Source organism: Vibrio palustris (assembly GCF_024346995.1).
GTDB lineage: Bacteria > Pseudomonadota > Gammaproteobacteria > Enterobacterales > Vibrionaceae > Vibrio > Vibrio palustris.
Window position 1 is genome coordinate 2,327,069 of record NZ_AP024887.1, and the last position, 16,545, is coordinate 2,343,613.

The 16,545-nt window shown below is 44.9% G+C and carries 20 protein-coding genes; 2 read left to right on the top strand and 18 right to left on the bottom strand.

What is annotated here, in order from left to right:
• Positions 1–68 precede the first annotated feature (68 nt).
• The 13 genes from rpsQ to rnr form a co-directional block, all read right to left on the bottom strand.
• Positions 69–323 carry a 30S ribosomal protein S17 gene (gene rpsQ / locus OCU30_RS10875; RefSeq protein WP_077314056.1) on the bottom strand — a complete coding sequence of 85 codons (255 nt, stop codon included), beginning with the start codon at positions 321–323 and terminating at the stop codon, positions 69–71.
• Positions 323–514 (bottom strand): 50S ribosomal protein L29, encoded by a 192-nt coding sequence (gene rpmC, locus OCU30_RS10880; RefSeq protein WP_004728606.1) that lies wholly within the window; start codon positions 512–514, stop codon positions 323–325. Before rpmC ends, rpsQ begins: the two co-directional genes overlap by 1 nt.
• Entirely contained in the window at positions 514–924 is a 411-nt protein-coding gene (gene rplP, locus OCU30_RS10885) for a 50S ribosomal protein L16 (RefSeq protein ID WP_077314058.1), read from the bottom strand. The genes rpmC and rplP overlap by 1 nt, the downstream gene beginning before the upstream one ends.
• A gap of 11 nt (positions 925–935) precedes the next feature.
• Positions 936–1,625 carry a 30S ribosomal protein S3 gene (gene rpsC / locus OCU30_RS10890; protein ID WP_077314060.1) on the bottom strand — a complete coding sequence of 230 codons (690 nt, stop codon included), beginning with the start codon at positions 1,623–1,625 and terminating at the stop codon, positions 936–938.
• 19 nt (positions 1,626–1,644) lie between these two features.
• Positions 1,645–1,977, bottom strand: a complete 333-nt coding sequence (gene rplV, locus OCU30_RS10895) for a 50S ribosomal protein L22 (protein ID WP_077314062.1) — start codon at positions 1,975–1,977, stop codon at positions 1,645–1,647.
• Between the two features lie 10 nt (positions 1,978–1,987).
• Complete coding sequence (gene rpsS / locus OCU30_RS10900) at positions 1,988–2,266, bottom strand: 30S ribosomal protein S19 (protein ID WP_026959667.1); 279 nt, start codon at positions 2,264–2,266, stop codon at positions 1,988–1,990.
• Between the two features lie 20 nt (positions 2,267–2,286).
• Complete coding sequence (gene rplB, locus OCU30_RS10905; RefSeq protein ID WP_077314064.1) at positions 2,287–3,111, bottom strand: 50S ribosomal protein L2; 825 nt, start codon at positions 3,109–3,111, stop codon at positions 2,287–2,289.
• A 16-nt stretch (positions 3,112–3,127) separates the two neighbouring features.
• The gene (rplW, locus tag OCU30_RS10910; RefSeq protein WP_077314066.1) at positions 3,128–3,430 is read right to left on the bottom strand and encodes a 50S ribosomal protein L23; all 303 of its coding nucleotides are present in this window, start codon (positions 3,428–3,430) and stop codon (positions 3,128–3,130) included.
• Positions 3,427–4,029, bottom strand: coding sequence for a 50S ribosomal protein L4 (gene rplD / locus OCU30_RS10915; RefSeq protein ID WP_077314068.1), 603 nt, complete (start codon positions 4,027–4,029; stop codon positions 3,427–3,429). Before rplD ends, rplW begins: the two co-directional genes overlap by 4 nt.
• A gap of 16 nt (positions 4,030–4,045) precedes the next feature.
• On the bottom strand, positions 4,046–4,675 hold the full coding sequence (rplC, locus tag OCU30_RS10920; RefSeq protein WP_077314070.1) for a 50S ribosomal protein L3: 630 nt from the start codon (positions 4,673–4,675) through the stop codon (positions 4,046–4,048).
• A gap of 14 nt (positions 4,676–4,689) precedes the next feature.
• A complete protein-coding gene (gene rpsJ, locus OCU30_RS10925; RefSeq protein ID WP_004736761.1) occupies positions 4,690–5,001 on the bottom strand; it encodes a 30S ribosomal protein S10 in 312 nt (103 codons plus the stop codon).
• A 392-nt stretch (positions 5,002–5,393) separates the two neighbouring features.
• Positions 5,394–6,131, bottom strand: coding sequence for a 23S rRNA (guanosine(2251)-2'-O)-methyltransferase RlmB (gene rlmB / locus OCU30_RS10930; protein ID WP_077314072.1), 738 nt, complete (start codon positions 6,129–6,131; stop codon positions 5,394–5,396).
• A 7-nt stretch (positions 6,132–6,138) separates the two neighbouring features.
• Positions 6,139–8,571 (bottom strand): ribonuclease R, encoded by a 2,433-nt coding sequence (gene rnr, locus OCU30_RS10935; RefSeq protein ID WP_077314074.1) that lies wholly within the window; start codon positions 8,569–8,571, stop codon positions 6,139–6,141.
• A gap of 265 nt (positions 8,572–8,836) precedes the next feature.
• On the opposite strand from rnr, the gene OCU30_RS10940 reads away from it, so the two are divergent.
• Together OCU30_RS10940 and OCU30_RS10945 are read left to right on the top strand one after the other, a co-directional pair.
• Positions 8,837–10,585: an ABC transporter ATP-binding protein gene (locus OCU30_RS10940; RefSeq protein WP_077314076.1), complete on the top strand. Its 1,749-nt coding sequence runs from the start codon at positions 8,837–8,839 to the stop codon at positions 10,583–10,585.
• Positions 10,572–12,353 carry an ABC transporter ATP-binding protein gene (locus OCU30_RS10945; RefSeq protein WP_095532904.1) on the top strand — a complete coding sequence of 594 codons (1,782 nt, stop codon included), beginning with the start codon at positions 10,572–10,574 and terminating at the stop codon, positions 12,351–12,353. Before OCU30_RS10940 ends, OCU30_RS10945 begins: the two co-directional genes overlap by 14 nt.
• Before the next feature lie 40 nt (positions 12,354–12,393).
• Here OCU30_RS10945 and motX read toward each other — a convergent pair whose 3' ends face one another.
• From motX to OCU30_RS10970, 5 genes are all read right to left on the bottom strand, one after another.
• Positions 12,394–13,038, bottom strand: coding sequence for a flagellar protein MotX (gene motX / locus OCU30_RS10950; protein ID WP_077314079.1), 645 nt, complete (start codon positions 13,036–13,038; stop codon positions 12,394–12,396).
• A gap of 209 nt (positions 13,039–13,247) precedes the next feature.
• Positions 13,248–14,546 carry an adenylosuccinate synthase gene (locus tag OCU30_RS10955; RefSeq protein WP_077314081.1) on the bottom strand — a complete coding sequence of 433 codons (1,299 nt, stop codon included), beginning with the start codon at positions 14,544–14,546 and terminating at the stop codon, positions 13,248–13,250.
• A 126-nt stretch (positions 14,547–14,672) separates the two neighbouring features.
• Positions 14,673–15,614: an isoaspartyl peptidase/L-asparaginase family protein gene (locus tag OCU30_RS10960; RefSeq protein ID WP_077314082.1), complete on the bottom strand. Its 942-nt coding sequence runs from the start codon at positions 15,612–15,614 to the stop codon at positions 14,673–14,675.
• Between the two features lie 128 nt (positions 15,615–15,742).
• Positions 15,743–16,243 carry a peptidylprolyl isomerase gene (slyD, locus tag OCU30_RS10965; RefSeq protein ID WP_077314083.1) on the bottom strand — a complete coding sequence of 167 codons (501 nt, stop codon included), beginning with the start codon at positions 16,241–16,243 and terminating at the stop codon, positions 15,743–15,745.
• 94 nt (positions 16,244–16,337) lie between these two features.
• Entirely contained in the window at positions 16,338–16,538 is a 201-nt protein-coding gene (locus OCU30_RS10970) for a YheV family putative zinc ribbon protein (RefSeq protein ID WP_077314084.1), read from the bottom strand.
• Between the last annotated feature and the right edge of the window lie 7 nt (positions 16,539–16,545).

A 16,545-nucleotide genomic window follows, 5' to 3' on the forward strand; every position in this document is an offset into this window, starting at 1 on the left:
GGTAGTCAAAAAACAAGCGGCTCGAAAATTTTCCCGTAGCCGCTTATTTTAACTATAGAAAATTGAAATTAAACTTTCGCTTTTTCTACAATTTTAACCAATGTCCAAGACTTAGTCTTAGACAGTGGACGACACTCTTTGATTTCAACGATATCGCCTTGGCTACATTCGTTGTTTTCATCGTGAGCGTGCAGTTTTGTGGTGCGTTTCATGAACTTGCCGTAAATTGGGTGTTTTACGAAACGTTCAATGATAACAACAATAGACTTGTCCATTTTGTTGCTAACAACGCGACCTTGTTGAGTACGAATTTTGTCGCTCATTATGCGCCTGCCTTCTCAGTCAAAACAGTTTTCACACGTGCGATATCACGGCGTACAGCTTTTAGAGTGTGAGTTTGTTGTAGCTGACCAGTAGCAGCTTGCATACGCAAGTTGAACTGTTCTTTCAACAAATTCAGTAGCTCAGCATTAAGCTCTTCAACGCTTTTCTCGCGTAGATCAAGTGCTTTCATCACATCACCTGCTTAGTTACAAATGTGGTTTTGAATGGCAGTTTACGAGCCGCTAGGCGGAACGCTTCACGTGCCAACTCTTCAGGTACACCATCAACTTCGTACATAACCTTTCCAGGTTGGATTTGGGCTACCCAGTACTCAACGTTACCTTTACCCTTACCTTGACGAACTTCAAGTGGTTTTTCTGTGATAGGTTTGTCTGGGAACACACGGATCCAGATTTGCCCTTGACGCTTAATGTGACGTGTCATTGCACGACGTGCCGCTTCGATTTGACGAGCAGTCAGACGACCACGGCCAACAGCTTTTAAACCGAAAGTACCGAATGATACTTCAGTACCTTTAGCTAGACCACGGTTACGACCAGTCTGAACCTTACGGAATTTAGTACGTTTAGGTTGTAGCATCTGTCGACTCCTTACTTACGGCCTTTACGCTGCTTCTTAGGCTTTTCACTCTTAGGTTCAGCAACTGGCATACCGCCTAGAATCTCACCTTTGAAGATCCAAACTTTAACGCCAATCACACCATATTGAGTGTGAGCAGAAGAAGTCGCGTAATCAATGTCTGCACGCAGAGTATGTAGAGGCACACGGCCTTCACGATACCATTCTGTACGTGCGATTTCAGCGCCGCCTAGACGACCACTTACTTCAACTTTGATACCCTTCGCACCTAGACGCATTGCGTTTTGTACCGCGCGCTTCATAGCACGACGGAACATCACACGACGCTCTAGCTGAGAAGCGATGCCATCAGCAACTAGTTGACCGTCTAATTCAGGCTTACGTACTTCAGCGATGTTAATTTGTGCTGGTACACCTGCAATTTTAGCTACAGCTGCACGTAGCTTCTCAACGTCTTCGCCTTTCTTACCGATAACAACACCTGGACGAGCTGTGTGAATAGTCACACGAATGCTCTTCGCAGGACGCTCGATAACGATGCGCGCTACAGACGCTTTTACCAATTCCTTATTGAGGAATTGACGTACCTTGAAGTCGCCGTCTAGGTTGTCAGCGAACTCATTGGTATTAGCAAACCATGTAGCATTCCAAGGCTTAACGATGCCTAGACGAATACCATTTGGATGTACTTTCTGACCCATTGCTTACTCTCCTAGTCTCTTAGCGATCTGCGACAACCACAGTAATGTGGCTTGAACGCTTCAAGATACGATCCGCACGACCTTTAGCACGAGGCATAATACGCTTCATGATCGGGCCCTCATCTACGAAGATTTTAGCGACACGTAGATCGTCAATGTCAGCACCTTCGTTGTGTTCCGCGTTAGCGATTGCTGACTCTAGAACTTTTTTCACTAATTCAGCAGCTTTTTTGTTGCTGAAAGTTAGCGTTTCTAGAGCCTGATCTACGCTTTTACCACGAATAAGATCTGCTACTAAGCGAGCTTTCTGAGGAGAAATGCGAGCAAAGTTATGTTTAGCTAAAGCTTCCATTATTTACTCCTTACTTCTTCTTAGCTTTCTTATCCGCAGCGTGACCGCGGTAAGTACGAGTAGGTGCGAATTCGCCCAGTTTGTGACCGATCATCTCGTCAGTTACGAAAACTGGCACGTGTTGACGACCATTATGGACAGCGATGGTCAAACCAATCATTTGTGGAATGATCATTGAACGACGGGACCAAGTCTTTAAAGGCTTCTTGTCTCCGCTTTCCACCGCTTTCTCTACCTTCTTCAGCAAGTGTAGGTCAATAAATGGACCTTTCTTGAGAGAACGTGGCATGGCTTATCCTCTTTAATAGATTACTTATTACGACGACGTACGATGTACTTGTCAGTGCGTTTGTTCTTACGGGTCTTGAAGCCTTTAGTAGGAACACCCCATGGAGATACTGGATGACGGCCACCAGAAGTACGACCTTCACCACCACCGTGTGGGTGATCAACAGGGTTCATTACCACACCGCGAACGGTAGGACGAACACCGCGCCAGCGACTAGCACCAGCTTTACCAAGTTCACGAAGCATGTGTTCGTGGTTGCCTACTTCACCGATAGTTGCACGGCATTCAGACAGAACTTTACGCATTTCGCCAGAACGTAGACGAAGTGTTACATACGCACCGTCGCGAGCGACGATTTGTACATAGGCACCAGCTGAACGTGCGATCTGTGCACCTTTACCAGGTTTTAGTTCAACGTTGTGTACAGTTGAACCTACTGGGATGTTGCGCATTGGCAAAGCGTTACCCGCTTTGATTGCTGCATCAACGCCAGATTGAACTTGGTCACCAGCTTTTACGCCTTTAGGTGCAATGATGTAACGACGTTCACCGTCTTTATATAGTACTAGAGCGATGTTCGCACTACGGTTTGGATCGTATTCAATACGCTCAACCGTTGCAGGGATACCATCTTTAGTACGTTTAAAATCAATCACACGGTAATGTTGCTTGTGACCACCACCGATGTGACGAACTGTAATTCGACCGTTGTTGTTACGACCACCGTGCTTAGAGTTTTTCTCTAAAAGCGGTGCGTAAGGCTTACCTTTATAAAGGTCAGCATTTACGATTTTAACAACGTGACGACGACCAGCCGAAGTCGGCTTACATTTAACAATAGCCATTTTTCAACTACTCCTGTTATTCCGCGCCGCCAACAAAGTCAAGATCTTGACCTTCGTTCAAAGTAACGTACGCTTTTTTAACGTCGCTACGGCGACCTTGGCGTAGACCTTGACGTTTGGTCTTACCCTTAGTGATAAGAGTATTTACAGACTTAACTTCAACTTCAAATAGTTTTTCTACAGCAGCTTTGATTTCTTTTTTAGTAGAGTCAATTGCAACTGTGAAAACAATAGTGTTCGCTTTCTCTGCAGCCATAGTAGCTTTTTCAGAGATGTGCGGAGCACGCAAAACTTTTAGTAGACGCTCTTCACGAATCATGCCAGCATCTCCTCAACTTGCTTAACTGCAGAAGCAGTCATAAGAACCTTGTTAAATGCGATTAGGCTTACTGGGTCGATACCAGAAACATCACGCACATCAACTTTGTAAAGGTTACGAGCAGCTAAGAATAGATTCTCGTCTACTTCGCCAGTAACGACAAGAACGTCGTTAAGCTCATGTTCTTTAAGCTTAGCTACTAGCTCTTTAGTTTTTGGAGCTTCAACTGTGAAGTTATCAACAACGATTAAACGCTCTTGACGAACTAGCTCAGAAAGAATGCTCTTCATAGCACCGCGGTACATTTTTTTGTTTACTTTTTGGCTGTGATCTTGTGGTTTCGCAGCAAAAGTAACACCACCTGTACGCCAGATCGGGCTACGGATTGTACCAGCACGAGCACGGCCAGTACCTTTTTGACGCCATGGCTTAGCGCCGCCGCCAGAAACTTCTGAACGTGTCTTTTGAGCACGAGTACCTTGACGAGCACCTGCTGCATACGCAACAACTACTTGGTGTACAAGAGCTTCGTTGAACTCACGTCCGAAAGTAGTTTCGGAAACAGTTAGTGCATCAGCACCTTTAACCATCAATTCCATTACTTACTCCTAGACGTTATGATTTTACAGCTGGTTTTACGATCACGTTACCGCCTGTTGAGCCTGGAACTGCACCTCTAATAAGAAGTAAGTTACGCTCAGCGTCAACACGTACGATCTCTAGGTTTTGAGTCGTTACACGCTCGTTACCCATTTGACCTGCCATTTTCTTGCCTTTAAATACGCGACCTGGAGTCTGACATTGACCAATAGAACCAGGAGCACGGTGAGACAAGGAGTTACCGTGAGTCATATCTTGAGTACGGAAGTTCCAACGCTTAACAGCGCCTTGGAAACCTTTACCTTTAGATGAACCAGTAACGTCTACTTTTTTAATTTCATTGAACAATTCAACAGTTAGTTCAGCACCAACTTCAAATTCTTCACCGTTTTCTAAACGGAATTCCCAAAGACCGCGGCCAGCTTCAACACCTGCTTTCGCAAAGTGACCAGCTTCAGGCTTCGATACACGGCTAGCTTTCTTATCACCAGCAGTAATTTGGATTGCTGCGTAACCATCTGTATCAAGTGATTTCACTTGAGTTACACGGTTCGCTTCAACCTCAACTACTGTTACAGGGATAGAAACGCCTTCTTCGGTAAATACGCGGGTCATACCCACTTTACGTCCGACTAGACCAATCATTATTCTAACTCCCCTTAACCTAGGCTGATTTGAACATCTACACCAGCAGCAAGATCAAGACGCATCAGAGCATCAACAGTCTTGTCAGTCGGTTCAACGATGTCGATCAGACGCTTGTGAGTACGAATTTCGTACTGGTCACGCGCATCTTTGTTTACGTGTGGAGAAGTAAGAACAGTGAAACGCTCTTTACGAGTAGGCAGTGGAATAGGACCACGAACCTGTGCGCCGGTACGTTTAGCTGTTTCAACGATTTCCGCAGTAGAAGCATCGATCAATTTGTAATCGAAAGCTTTTAGGCGGATACGGATGCGTTGGTTCTGCATGAGACAGAGCTCCAATATTTATAAAAATTACACAAACAATATCGCCACTCTAACTCACTAAAGGTGAGAGAATGTCGATTGATTTATGTGAAACCGTAGCGTCCTAATTGGACACATTGTCAGCTAACAAAAAAAGATAAATTAGTTATCTAGTAATTATTAACTGCGAACTTAAGCAGAGTATACATTACCCAATCAATACTGAGATTATATGGCTCCTCGCCGCTCATTGGTTCACAACTGACTTAAGCCAGTGCGGTGCATTATACAGATATAGATCGGGCTTGCAAGTAGTGCGTGAAAAATATACGACGTTTATTGTCCGTTCTACTTAAGTACAAACAGCGTGATGAATTATCACGCTGTTTGGCGATACTCGCAGACCATGTGGACTATGCGGTGCGTTGGCGTACCGCTTCAAATAAACAGACACCTGTCGCAACTGAGACATTCAAGCTCGACACTGTTCCGGCCATGGGTATTTTGATGAGATCGTCACAGGTTTCCCGTGTTAAACGACGCATACCGTCACCTTCCGCTCCCATCACGATAGCCAATGAACCTTTCAGATTTGTCTGAAACACATCATGAGTCGCTTCACCGGCGGTGCCGACAAACCAAACGCCTTGCTCTTGAAGTGCGCGCATCGTACGAGCAAGATTGGTCACCCGAATCAGTGGCACCGTTTCTGCTGCGCCACAAGCCACTTTGCTGACAGTCGCATTCAATGGTGCTGATTTATCTTTAGGAACAATGACAGCTACAACACCTGCTGCATCTGCATTACGCAGACATGCCCCAAGGTTATGCGGATCGGTAACACCATCCAACACTAATAACAATGGTGTTTCTTGTTTAGCAAGAATATCATCCAAGTCGTTTTCATTAAGAACCTTAGCGGCCTTAACTTTAGCCATTACGCCTTGATGATTCGCCCCTTTCGCTCTGTCATCCAATGTTTTTCGGTTCATTTCTTGAATCGAAATTCCCATACTCGCCAGCTCATTTAGCACGGGTAATAGACGATCATCCTGACGGCCTTTTAAGACATATGCTTCAATAAAACGGGCGGGGTCACGCTCTAATACCGCTTTAATAGCATGGATACCATAAATCAGTTCACTACTCATCGTTTACCTATTTCTTTTCTTGCTTGGCCGGCTTACTGCGGGCTTTATTTTTACGAGCTTTAGACGCTTTCGTTTTTTTGCGCTTACGATCAGCGGCTTCATCATCTGGTCGCTTGGGTGGTTCCACAGCTGGAACCGCTTTACCTTTTGAAGCTACCTTTTTACTTTTGGCTTTAGCTTTGGCTTCTGCAACGCGTTTTTTCGCTGTTTTACCCTCACCTCGCGCTTTACGTTCCGTGCCTTCTAGCGCAAAGTCGATTTGACGGTCATCAAGATTAACCGCTTGCACTTTGACTTTTACGCTATCACCCAAACGGTAAATAGCGCCAAAGGACTCCCCTTTCAAGCGTTGACCTACTGGGTCAAAGTGGTAGTAATCATTCGCCAATGATGAAATATGGACTAAACCATCAATGTGCAGTTCCGATAATCGGACAAAGAAACCAAAACCAGTCACATTGGCAATTACACCATCAAGCACTTCACCGACGTGATCTTGCATGTATTCACATTTGAGCCAATCAGAGACATCACGAGTAGCATCATCAGCACGGCGCTCTGTGGTGGAACACTGCTCACCGTAGAAGTCCATATCATCAAATGAATAATGATAGCCGCCTGTTGGAGTCCAGCGATCCTGATTTTGTCCCTTTTCTTTAGCAATAAGGTACTTAATTGCACGGTGCAATAATAAATCAGGGTAACGACGGATTGGAGAAGTAAAGTGCGCGTAGCGCTTCAATGCAAGGCCAAAGTGACCACAATTGTCCGCATTGTATACCGCCTGTTTCATTGAACGCAGCAGCATCGTTTGAATCAATTCTTTATCTGGGCGATCACCAATTTGATGCATTAAGTCGGCATAATCCGTTGGAGACGGTTCAAGCCCACCAGTCAGATTTAGGCCTAACTCGCTTAGGAAATCACGGAAACCAACTAAGCGTTGCTCGCCTGGGGCTTCATGAACACGATATAACGCGGGTTCCTTAGCCTTTTCCACGTAAGACGCAGACGCTACGTTGGCTAAAATCATACATTCTTCAATGATTTTATGAGCATCGTTACGTACCACAGGCTCAATTCTGTCGATTTTACGCTCAGCATTGAAAATGAATTTCGTTTCAACCGTTTCAAACTCAATCGCGCCACGTTGATCACGCGTTTTCTTCAGCACTTTATACATGCGATGAAGTTCTTCTAAATGAGGGACATTCGCTTGATAACGTTCGCGTAAATCTTCATCACCTTGAAGGATATGAGACACTTTGTTGTAGGTAAGCCGTGCATGGGAGTTCATGACAGCTTCATAGTGCTTGTAGCCTGATAGCTTACCCGCTTCTGAAATGGTCATCTCACACACCATACATAGGCGATCCACTTGAGGATTCAACGAACACAATCCGTTAGACAGCACTTCCGGTAGCATAGGCACAACTTGTGATGGGAAGTAAACCGAGTTACCACGGTTAATTGCTTCTTTATCCAAGGCACTGCCAGGGCGAACGTAATAGCTCACATCAGCAATCGCTACCCAAAGACGCCAACCGCCACCTTTCTTCGCTTCACAATATACGGCGTCATCAAAGTCGCGTGCATCTTCACCATCAATCGTCACTAATGGTAGGTCACGTAAATCTACACGACCTTGCTTTGCGTCTTCAGGAACGTCTTCACCAAGATGTTCAATTTGCTTGGTCACCTCTTCAGGCCACTCACACGGCAGCTGGTGAGTATGGATAGCAATTTGTGTTTCCATTCCCGGAGCCATATTTTCGCCAAGGACTTCCACGACTTTTCCCATCATGCTGCGGTTACGCGCACCACGATCAGTGATCTCAATCACCACCACATTGCCCATACGCGCACCGAAACGGTGTTCATCGGGGATCAGAATATCTTGATGAATACGAGAGTCATCAGGCACGACATATGAGCAGCCTTGTTCGAAGAAGAAACGTCCAACAATTTGTCCATTTCTCGCTTCCAAAATTCGAATCAAGCGGCCTTCTTTACGCCCTCTTTTGTCAGTACCTGACGGCTGCACCAACACGTAATCACCATGAATAATCGTTTTCATTTGGTGATGCGGTAACAGGATGTCGTTGTCTTTGCCAAGGCTACCTTCTGGGCGGACCCAACCAAACCCATCACGGTGTCCAATGACATACCCTTTTATGAGCTCGAGTTTTTCTGGCAAGACATAACACTGCCGGCGAGTGAATACTAGCTGTCCATCACGCTCCATGGCTCTTAAGCGACGGCGTAAGCCTTCATAATGATCTTCACCTTGCAATTCTAATGCGGCAAATAAATCATTGCGGTTCATGGGAACATTCGCTGTTCTCAGAAACTCGAGAATGTATTCTCGGCTCGGAATAGGGTTCTCGTAATTCTGCGATTCACGCTCAGCAAATGGGTCTTGATTGGTCTTCTCTGACATAGATTGGCCTAATTGTGCTTGATAGGAAGGAAGCTGTTGTTAGTATATCTGAGTCAATGCCTAAGCTACAGTTACTGATAGAAAAACCTGATACAGCTGTATAAAAAATGTTACTCTAACTAGCATACCATAGTCACTAAATTGCTTATGTCATCAGTGTCGAACCATGACGTTGTTACCCGTGGGCGAATACTCAAATTCATATCTATGGTGGTGCTATATCTAACTGTCTACAATAACATCTTATCAAAGGAATGGACACCTTATGCTGCTTTTCCGACGCCTAGGCTGGTTTTTCCGGCGCTATTGGTATACCTATTCACTGGCTCTGACTATGTTATTTATAGTCGGCTTATTAAATATGGCAATCCCTTGGGTTATCGGACGCTCTGTCGACCAAATACTTGCGACTCATAGCATGGATAATACCCAACACTACCTTCTGATATTACTCTTTTGTGGGATCGCGATTTATCTCTTACGTTATGGCTGGAGACGCCTGTTATTTGGCACTTCTTTCCATTTAGCGAACCTTTTTCGTCGTCAGTTTTATCAACGCCTCACCAAACAAGGCCAAGCTTTCTACAGTGCTCACTCTACGGGTGACTTAATGGCGCGAGCAACCAATGATATAGATGCGGTAGAATCTGCCGCCGGAGAAGGTATTTTATCCGGTTTTGACGGTATGAGTACGTTTCTTCTCGTGGTCGTAATGATGTTTGTGTTCATTGACTGGCGTCTAGCCGCCGTTGCCTTGATTCCTTTCCCATTTATGGGGCTGTTCTTTTATCGTTTATCCAGTACCATTCACCATCAGTTTCGCGATACATTAGATAAATTCTCGACGCTAAATGAGCAAACTCAACAAGCGATTGTCGGCGTAAGAATGATTAAAGCCATGGGGCGAGAAGCAATTGAAAAACAGCAGTTTGATAACATTGCAGAACAAGCGGCACAAAGTAATTATCATGTTGAACGCTCAGAAGCTAAATTTGATCCCGTTATTCAAATTAGCTTAGGGTCTTCTATGCTCCTCACCTTATTGATGGGTGGGTGGCTCATACATAAAGAGCAATTGACGGTTGGCCAGCTCACCAGCTTTAGTTTGTATTTATCACAACTGATTTGGCCGATGTTTGCGTTTGGCTGGCTCATGAATATTTTACAACGTGGTAATGCTGCGATTGGCCGTTTATATGAATTACTGTCTTTACCGGACACGATTGAAGATTCAGGCGAAAACGTCCCTCATAGTCATGAGGTGACGATTGATTCTTTAACGTTTACTTACCCGAACAGCCAACAGCCAAGCTTGAGCAATATCGACCTACACTTACCAGAGCAAAGTGTACTCGGCATTGCCGGGCCTACCGGGGCGGGAAAATCAACGTTACTTCAATTATTAATGCGCTACTGGGACATCGATACTGGCGAGATAAAGCTGAGTGGCATGCCTTTGCAAGACATTTCCTTACACGCTTTGCGAGAACAGTTTGCCTATGTCCCACAAGATGCGTTTTTATTTAGTACCTCAATTTTAGAAAACATTCGCATGGGTAAGCCCAACGCCAGTGATGAAGATATTTACGAAGCCGCACGCTTAGCCGCTATTCATGATGATATTGTGCAGTTTCCGGAAGGCTATCAAACCTTAGTGGGTGAGCGTGGCGTGACATTATCAGGCGGTCAACGACAGCGTGTCTCGATTGCTCGAGCGCTCATTAGCGAAGCGCCCATTCTCATACTGGATGATGCGCTATCGGCAGTGGATGTCGGCACCGAACAGACCATTATTAACCATTTACGTGCTAGAGAATCACAGAGTGTCATCATTATCACGCACCGACTCTCTGCGATTGAGCACGCGAATGAAATTATCGTGCTATCCCATGGGAGAATTACCGAACGCGGCACCCATCAGCAACTGAGTCAAAATAGCGGGTGGTATTCTCAAATGGTCGCCTATCAACAAATGGAGCAAGCGTTAGATAAGGACTATCATGACGAAGACTAAATCAGCCAAACATACTGCTGGGGCATTTAACCTACTCATTGGTTATGTGTTTCAAGACCGCCCACTACTTTATAAAGCGTTATCTCTCGTCGTATTTGCCACTGCGCTCGATGTCATTGGACCGATGATTTCGAAAGTTTTTATTGATAATTTCATCATCCCAGATACGTATCCTAAATGGCCAGTGATTGGGATTACTCTACTCTATGTGGTGAGTATTCTTCTTTCTACGATTTTGAAGTATCAACAAACGCTCAAGTTTGTCGACCTTGCACTCAATGCGGTTTTAGATATTCGTAAACGTGCTTTTCATCACGTATTAAATTTACCCATGGCCTATTTCGATTATGCCCGTACCGGACAACTGGTCAGTCGCATCACCAATGATACGGAATCTATCAAAGACGTTTATGTGCAATTTTTATCGAATGTCGTTTCTAACGTCATAATGTTGTTCGGTATTTTAATTGCGATGGCGATTTTAGACCTGCAATTAATGCTGATTGCGTTAGCGTTAATGCCAGCCGTTGCCATTATTATCTATATTTACCAGAAACTTAGTGGCAGCGTGGTCGCTGAAAGCCGTCAGCTACGCTCCGATATCAATGCCACAATCAGTGAATCGATTGGTGGTATGGCAGTCATTCAATCGACTAATCAACAGGAATCAAAGCTCAATCAGTTTAATCGTATCAACAACCGCCACTATCGTACTCGCTTAAAAACAATGACCATGGCTAGCTTATTACTGCGGCCTGCCATCAATTTAATGAGTGTCGTGGTCACTGCGGCGATCGTGTGGTTTTTTGGTATAAAAGTGGTGCAAGGCGTGACAGAGATTGGGGTTTTATATGCCTATCTTAATTATTTAGGGCGTTTCACCCAACCTTTAATGGAAATTGCGCAGCAATTTAGCCTTTACCAACAAGCTATGGTCGCGGGGAGTCGCGTCAACACGTTACTCAGTGAGACCGCTTTAGCGGATACCCCGCATACCAACGCGCAGCTTAGCGATGGACATATCAGCATTAATCATGTTGTCTTTGGTTACAACCCTGACAAACCAGTGCTTAAAAATATCAATATCGACATTCCTGCAGGGCGCTTCTTTGCGGTCATCGGCCATACAGGCAGCGGGAAAAGTACCTTATTAAGCCTGCTACTAAATTTCTACCAGCCACAATCAGGCAGTATCCAAGTCGATAAGCACAACTTAAGCGAGTTTAGCCATGACATGTTAAGGCAAGGTATTGGATTCATTCCTCAAGAACCTTTCATTTTGGCTTCAAGTATTTTTGACAATATTGCAATGGGTCGAGAACTCACGGCACAGCAAGTTGAGATTGCCGCACAAGATGCCCACTTACACGAGGTCATCATGGAGATGCCTGATGGCTATCAAACGCACCTTGGTGAAGGCGGCTCGCGTTTATCTACCGGGCAACGGCAACAATTAATCATTGCTCGTGCATTGGCTGGCTCACCTAAAATATTACTACTCGACGAGGCGACGGCCAATGTCGACAGTGAAACCGAACAGGTGGTACAAAAAGCGTTAGCGAATTTATATGGAAAAGTCACCATGATAGTCGTCGCTCACCGCTTATCCACCATACGTAATGCTGACACTATTTTGGTATTAGATGACGGGGAGTTGATCGAAGAAGGCAATCATCAGTCATTGATGAATATCGAACAGGGTCGATATCGTGCGATGTATGAACTGCAAAAACAGGAACAGAAAGTCGCATTAGCAGCGAGACAATAGCCGTATCGTATGTCTCATCAGCAGGGCTCGTCCCTGCTGGTTACCAATACGTTTCTTTACGTTTAGCGCGCGCAATAATATTTTGCGGCATACGCTGCTCTAGTCCTTCACGTAGCAGGGCAATGCGTTTGTGTTGGCGCTGACTATCAGTGACTGAGTTATATAGCCAACGATAAGCGTCTTCATAATCAAGTGGACTCCCATAATCACGCAATAACAGCTCAGCTAACTGAATTCGCGCATTCAGATCGCCCATACCGGCGGCTTCTCTTAAATATGGGATGGCGCGTTCACGATCTTGTTGGACAAAGGTGCCATGTGCGTAATAACTCCCCATCCGTTCTAAAGCCGATGGCAAGCCTTGATGAGCCGCACTTTTAATATAATACAACCCAAGCTCAATATCTTTATCAACACATACCCCCCAAGACAGCATATCGCCGTACAGGAACTCATAAGATGGCAAATTAATCCGCGTGGCACGAGCAATAATGTCCTCGACCAATTGGCACTTGTCCGCCTTAACACGCTGTAAGTGTTTATTTTGCTCAATCAACCTGATGAGCTCAGACTCGCTGTAGATTGGCACCGGCTTGCCAACATCACCCATTTCGTTCGCTTTCGCAACGGGAAGTGATGCACATAGGCCCAACATCAGCGAAGCCGCGACAAATCGTAGCTTCATTGCTGCACTCTTAGTTCATAACTTAGCCATTAATTTAAAGTATACGGGGGCATACTGGCTAATCTGTTACTTTTATCGACCAAGCCTGTTATCTCTTTAGGCAAAACTTGTCGATCAGCGGCAATTTTTTGCCATTGAGAATGTATACGACTAAGTATAGATACAAAAAAACCGACTCGTAAGTCGGTTTTTTTTAAACGAACATGTCATTAAGCTTCAAATGGGTGAGACTTAATAATCGTTTCGCGGCGGTCAGGGCCAGTAGAAATCATATCAACTGGAACACCCGTTAACTCTTCGATGCGCTTAATATAATCAAGAGCAGCTTGAGGAAGCCCATCAATCGATGTCACACCAAACGTAATATCCGACCAACCTGGCAGAGTTTCATAAATCGGAGTAATGTTTTCGTATGCATCAGCCGCCAGTGGCGAGACTTCTAAGACTGTGCCATCAGCAAGCTGGTAACCGGTACAGATCTTCACTTCTTCTAAGCCATCAAGTACATCAAGCTTGGTCAAACAGAAGCCAGTCACAGAGTTAATTTGTACTGCACGGCGTAGAGCCACAGCATCAAACCAACCACAACGACGTTGACGGCCAGTGGTTGCACCAAACTCAGCACCTTTAGTACCTAAGTGATAACCGACATCGTCAGATAATTCTGTCGGGAATGGGCCAGCACCAACACGTGTACAGTAAGCTTTTACAATACCGCAAATGTAACCTAAGTGAGCCGGACCGAAACCAGAGCCGGCAGCTACGCCACCTGCTGTCGTATTAGAAGACGTCACGTAAGGGTAAGTACCGTGATCGATATCAAGCAATGTACCTTGCGCGCCTTCAAACATGATTTTATCACCACGTTTACGAGCGCCATCAAGTTCATCGGTCACATCGATAACCATAGAGGTTAGCAAATCAGCATAGCTCATTGCTTGCTCAAGAACGTCTTCGTAACTTACCGGTTCTACTTTATAGAAATGTTCAAGCTGGAAGTTATGATATTCCATCACCGTTTTCAGCTTTTCTGCAAACGTTTCTTTGTTAGCAAGATCGCCGACACGTAGGCCACGACGAGCCACTTTATCTTCGTATGCCGGGCCGATACCACGTCCAGTTGTACCAATAGCTTTCTTACCAAGCGCCGCTTCACGTGCCTGATCTAAGGCAATGTGATATGGCAGAATTAGCGGGCATGCTTCAGAAATATAAAGGTTTTCACGGACAGGGACACCGCGATCTTCAAGTTCTTTCATTTCATGCAACATTGCATCCGGCGAAACAACAACGCCATTACCAATGATGCATTTTACATTTTTATGAAGGATACCTGATGGAATAAGGTGGAGGACTGTTTTTTCACCATCAATAACAAGCGTGTGACCCGCATTATGGCCACCTTGATAGCGAACAACGTATTTTGCGTCTTCCGTCAGAAGATCAACTATTTTTCCTTTTCCTTCGTCACCCCATTGAGTGCCGAGGACGACTACATTATTTCCCATTTTTCCAGTCTGATTGCTAGTTAAAAAAGGATTCTAGCACTGATCGATGGGCGATGCAGTCACTTTTTAAGCAAGAAAAAGTAATAAAAAAACCCTCTTTATTACTTTTAGATCTTTATATATAACTTATTCATCTGAATAGATTTTTACAGTCAAGTTTCCAACGGTATCGATTGCGCCACGATACATCCCCGAACTATTCATCGAAAAGTGGGCTTGACCTTGTGCATCCATCGCGACTAAACCACCTTCACCACCGATACGTTTCAGCTCTCCTTGAATAATGGTGTCGCACGCAGTTGCGATATCTTCTTGTAAATAACGCATACGAGCCGCAACATCTCCAGCAACCATTTTACGAATAAAAAACTCCCCCATTCCAGTACAAGAGACTGCAACATTGCCGTTTTCCGCGTAGGTTCCTGCACCAATAATCGGCGAGTCACCGACACGGCCATATTGCTTATTAGTGACCCCGCCCGTACTGGTTGCAGCTGCCAGGTTGCCCTGCTGATCAAGTGCAACCGCGCCCACGGTGCCATGTTTATCGTCATCAGGGTATTCAGACTCTGAAAGTGCAAAACCTTGTGCTTGTTTCATTCTCAGTAATTGCTCGTAGCGACGCTCCGTAAAGAAGTAGTCTTGCTCGGTAAACGCATAACCGTTATCAAATGCAAATGCTTCTGCCCCTTCACCAATCAAAAATACATGCTCACTGTCTTGCATCACTTGCCGGGCCAGATGAATCGGGTTTTTAATATGCTGCACTCCGGCAATCGCACCCACATTGTGATCTTGACCATCCATGATAGACGCATCCATTTCTACCATTTCTTTACTGGTCATTACCGCACCTTTGCCGGCATTAAATAGTGGTGAATCTTCCATTACCGTGACCGCACTGACCACTGCGTCTACCGCACTGCCACCTTGGGCTAATACCTTATGCCCTGCACGCAGTGACTTTTCGAGTTGATGTAAAAATTCATCTTGTAATTCTTGGGTCATTTTTTCACGTAAGATGGTTCCTGCACCACCGTGAATCGCAATCGAAAATGGCTTTGACATCATGACTTCCTGTTAATCCGTTCGTATCTAATCAATAAAAAAAGCGCAAACCGAATGGATCAGTTTGCGCTTACTGAGCAACTTATTCACTGAATAACGCCCCACATATGGGCGTTGGTATCAATGAATTAGTGAGAACAGTTTTCATCGTGTACATGGCCATCATCTTGATGTGTATGACCATGTTCAAGTTCTTCTGCTGTCGCAGCGCGTACGGCAACTACTTCTACGTCAAACGTCAACGTTTTGCCTGCTAGCATGTGGTTACCATCAACCACAACTTCGTCGCCGTCTACTTCAGTGATTTCAACTGGCACAGGACCTTGGTCTGTGTCAGCTAGAAAACGCATACCGACTTCGATCTCATCAACGCCTTGGAATACATCAGCTGGAACACGTTGTACTAACATATCGCTGTGTTCGCCGTATGCATCATCTGGAGACACAGTAACAGAGAATGCATCGCCAGCTTCTTTACCTTCAAGTTCACGTTCTAGACCAACAATTAGGTTGCCTTTACCGTGTAGGTAATCTAGTGGAGCTTCAGTTGTTGACTGATCAACAACCACACCGTCTTCTAGTTTTACTTGGTACGCGAGACTTGCTACCACATCATTTTCAATTTTCATAACAGCTCCAAAGAGTCGAGTTTGTTTAGCTTTATATTTAGCTAAAGCATATATTAGATACAGTGTATTATGAAGATCCTCACAAGAATCTCAATTATTCTGGCTTAAAAATACCAATCATGTGCTCTTGAGTGTGTTTCGAGCTCTGTGCTTCCTTTGGAACTCGCTGATCTGTGTGCTGACATTCCACACATTCGACCATCTCGATATTATTTTCAATCCACCAGCGCAGTGTATCCTGAGCATGACAACTCGGACAATTTGCACCAGCAATAAAACGTTTTTTGATTGTCATGGTCTTG

Excerpts from the sequence above, each read along its gene's own strand:
- rpsS (WP_026959667.1), bottom strand. The coding sequence starts at position 2,266 with ATGCCACGTTCTCTCAAGAAAGGTCCATTTATTGACCTACACTTGCTG.
- OCU30_RS10960 (WP_077314082.1), bottom strand. The coding sequence starts at position 15,614 with ATGTCAAAGCCATTTTCGATTGCGATTCACGGTGGTGCAGGAACCATC.
- rlmB (WP_077314072.1), bottom strand. The coding sequence starts at position 6,131 with ATGAGTAGTGAACTGATTTATGGTATCCATGCTATTAAAGCGGTATTA.
- rnr (WP_077314074.1), bottom strand. The coding sequence starts at position 8,571 with ATGTCAGAGAAGACCAATCAAGACCCATTTGCTGAGCGTGAATCGCAG.
- rplV (WP_077314062.1), bottom strand. The coding sequence starts at position 1,977 with ATGGAAGCTTTAGCTAAACATAACTTTGCTCGCATTTCTCCTCAGAAA.
- OCU30_RS10940 (WP_077314076.1), top strand. The coding sequence starts at position 8,837 with ATGCTGCTTTTCCGACGCCTAGGCTGGTTTTTCCGGCGCTATTGGTAT.
- rplC (WP_077314070.1), bottom strand. The coding sequence starts at position 4,675 with ATGATTGGTCTAGTCGGACGTAAAGTGGGTATGACCCGCGTATTTACC.
- OCU30_RS10955 (WP_077314081.1), bottom strand. The coding sequence starts at position 14,546 with ATGGGAAATAATGTAGTCGTCCTCGGCACTCAATGGGGTGACGAAGGA.
- rpsC (WP_077314060.1), bottom strand. The coding sequence starts at position 1,625 with ATGGGTCAGAAAGTACATCCAAATGGTATTCGTCTAGGCATCGTTAAG.
- slyD (WP_077314083.1), bottom strand. The coding sequence starts at position 16,243 with ATGAAAATTGAAAATGATGTGGTAGCAAGTCTCGCGTACCAAGTAAAA.
- rpsJ (WP_004736761.1), bottom strand. The coding sequence starts at position 5,001 with ATGCAGAACCAACGCATCCGTATCCGCCTAAAAGCTTTCGATTACAAA.
- OCU30_RS10945 (WP_095532904.1), top strand. The coding sequence starts at position 10,572 with ATGACGAAGACTAAATCAGCCAAACATACTGCTGGGGCATTTAACCTA.
- rplD (WP_077314068.1), bottom strand. The coding sequence starts at position 4,029 with ATGGAATTGATGGTTAAAGGTGCTGATGCACTAACTGTTTCCGAAACT.
- OCU30_RS10970 (WP_077314084.1), bottom strand. The coding sequence starts at position 16,538 with ATGACAATCAAAAAACGTTTTATTGCTGGTGCAAATTGTCCGAGTTGT.
- rplP (WP_077314058.1), bottom strand. The coding sequence starts at position 924 with ATGCTACAACCTAAACGTACTAAATTCCGTAAGGTTCAGACTGGTCGT.
- rpsQ (WP_077314056.1), bottom strand. The coding sequence starts at position 323 with ATGAGCGACAAAATTCGTACTCAACAAGGTCGCGTTGTTAGCAACAAA.
- motX (WP_077314079.1), bottom strand. The coding sequence starts at position 13,038 with ATGAAGCTACGATTTGTCGCGGCTTCGCTGATGTTGGGCCTATGTGCA.
- rplB (WP_077314064.1), bottom strand. The coding sequence starts at position 3,111 with ATGGCTATTGTTAAATGTAAGCCGACTTCGGCTGGTCGTCGTCACGTT.
- rplW (WP_077314066.1), bottom strand. The coding sequence starts at position 3,430 with ATGATTCGTGAAGAGCGTCTACTAAAAGTTTTGCGTGCTCCGCACATC.
- rpmC (WP_004728606.1), bottom strand. The coding sequence starts at position 514 with ATGAAAGCACTTGATCTACGCGAGAAAAGCGTTGAAGAGCTTAATGCT.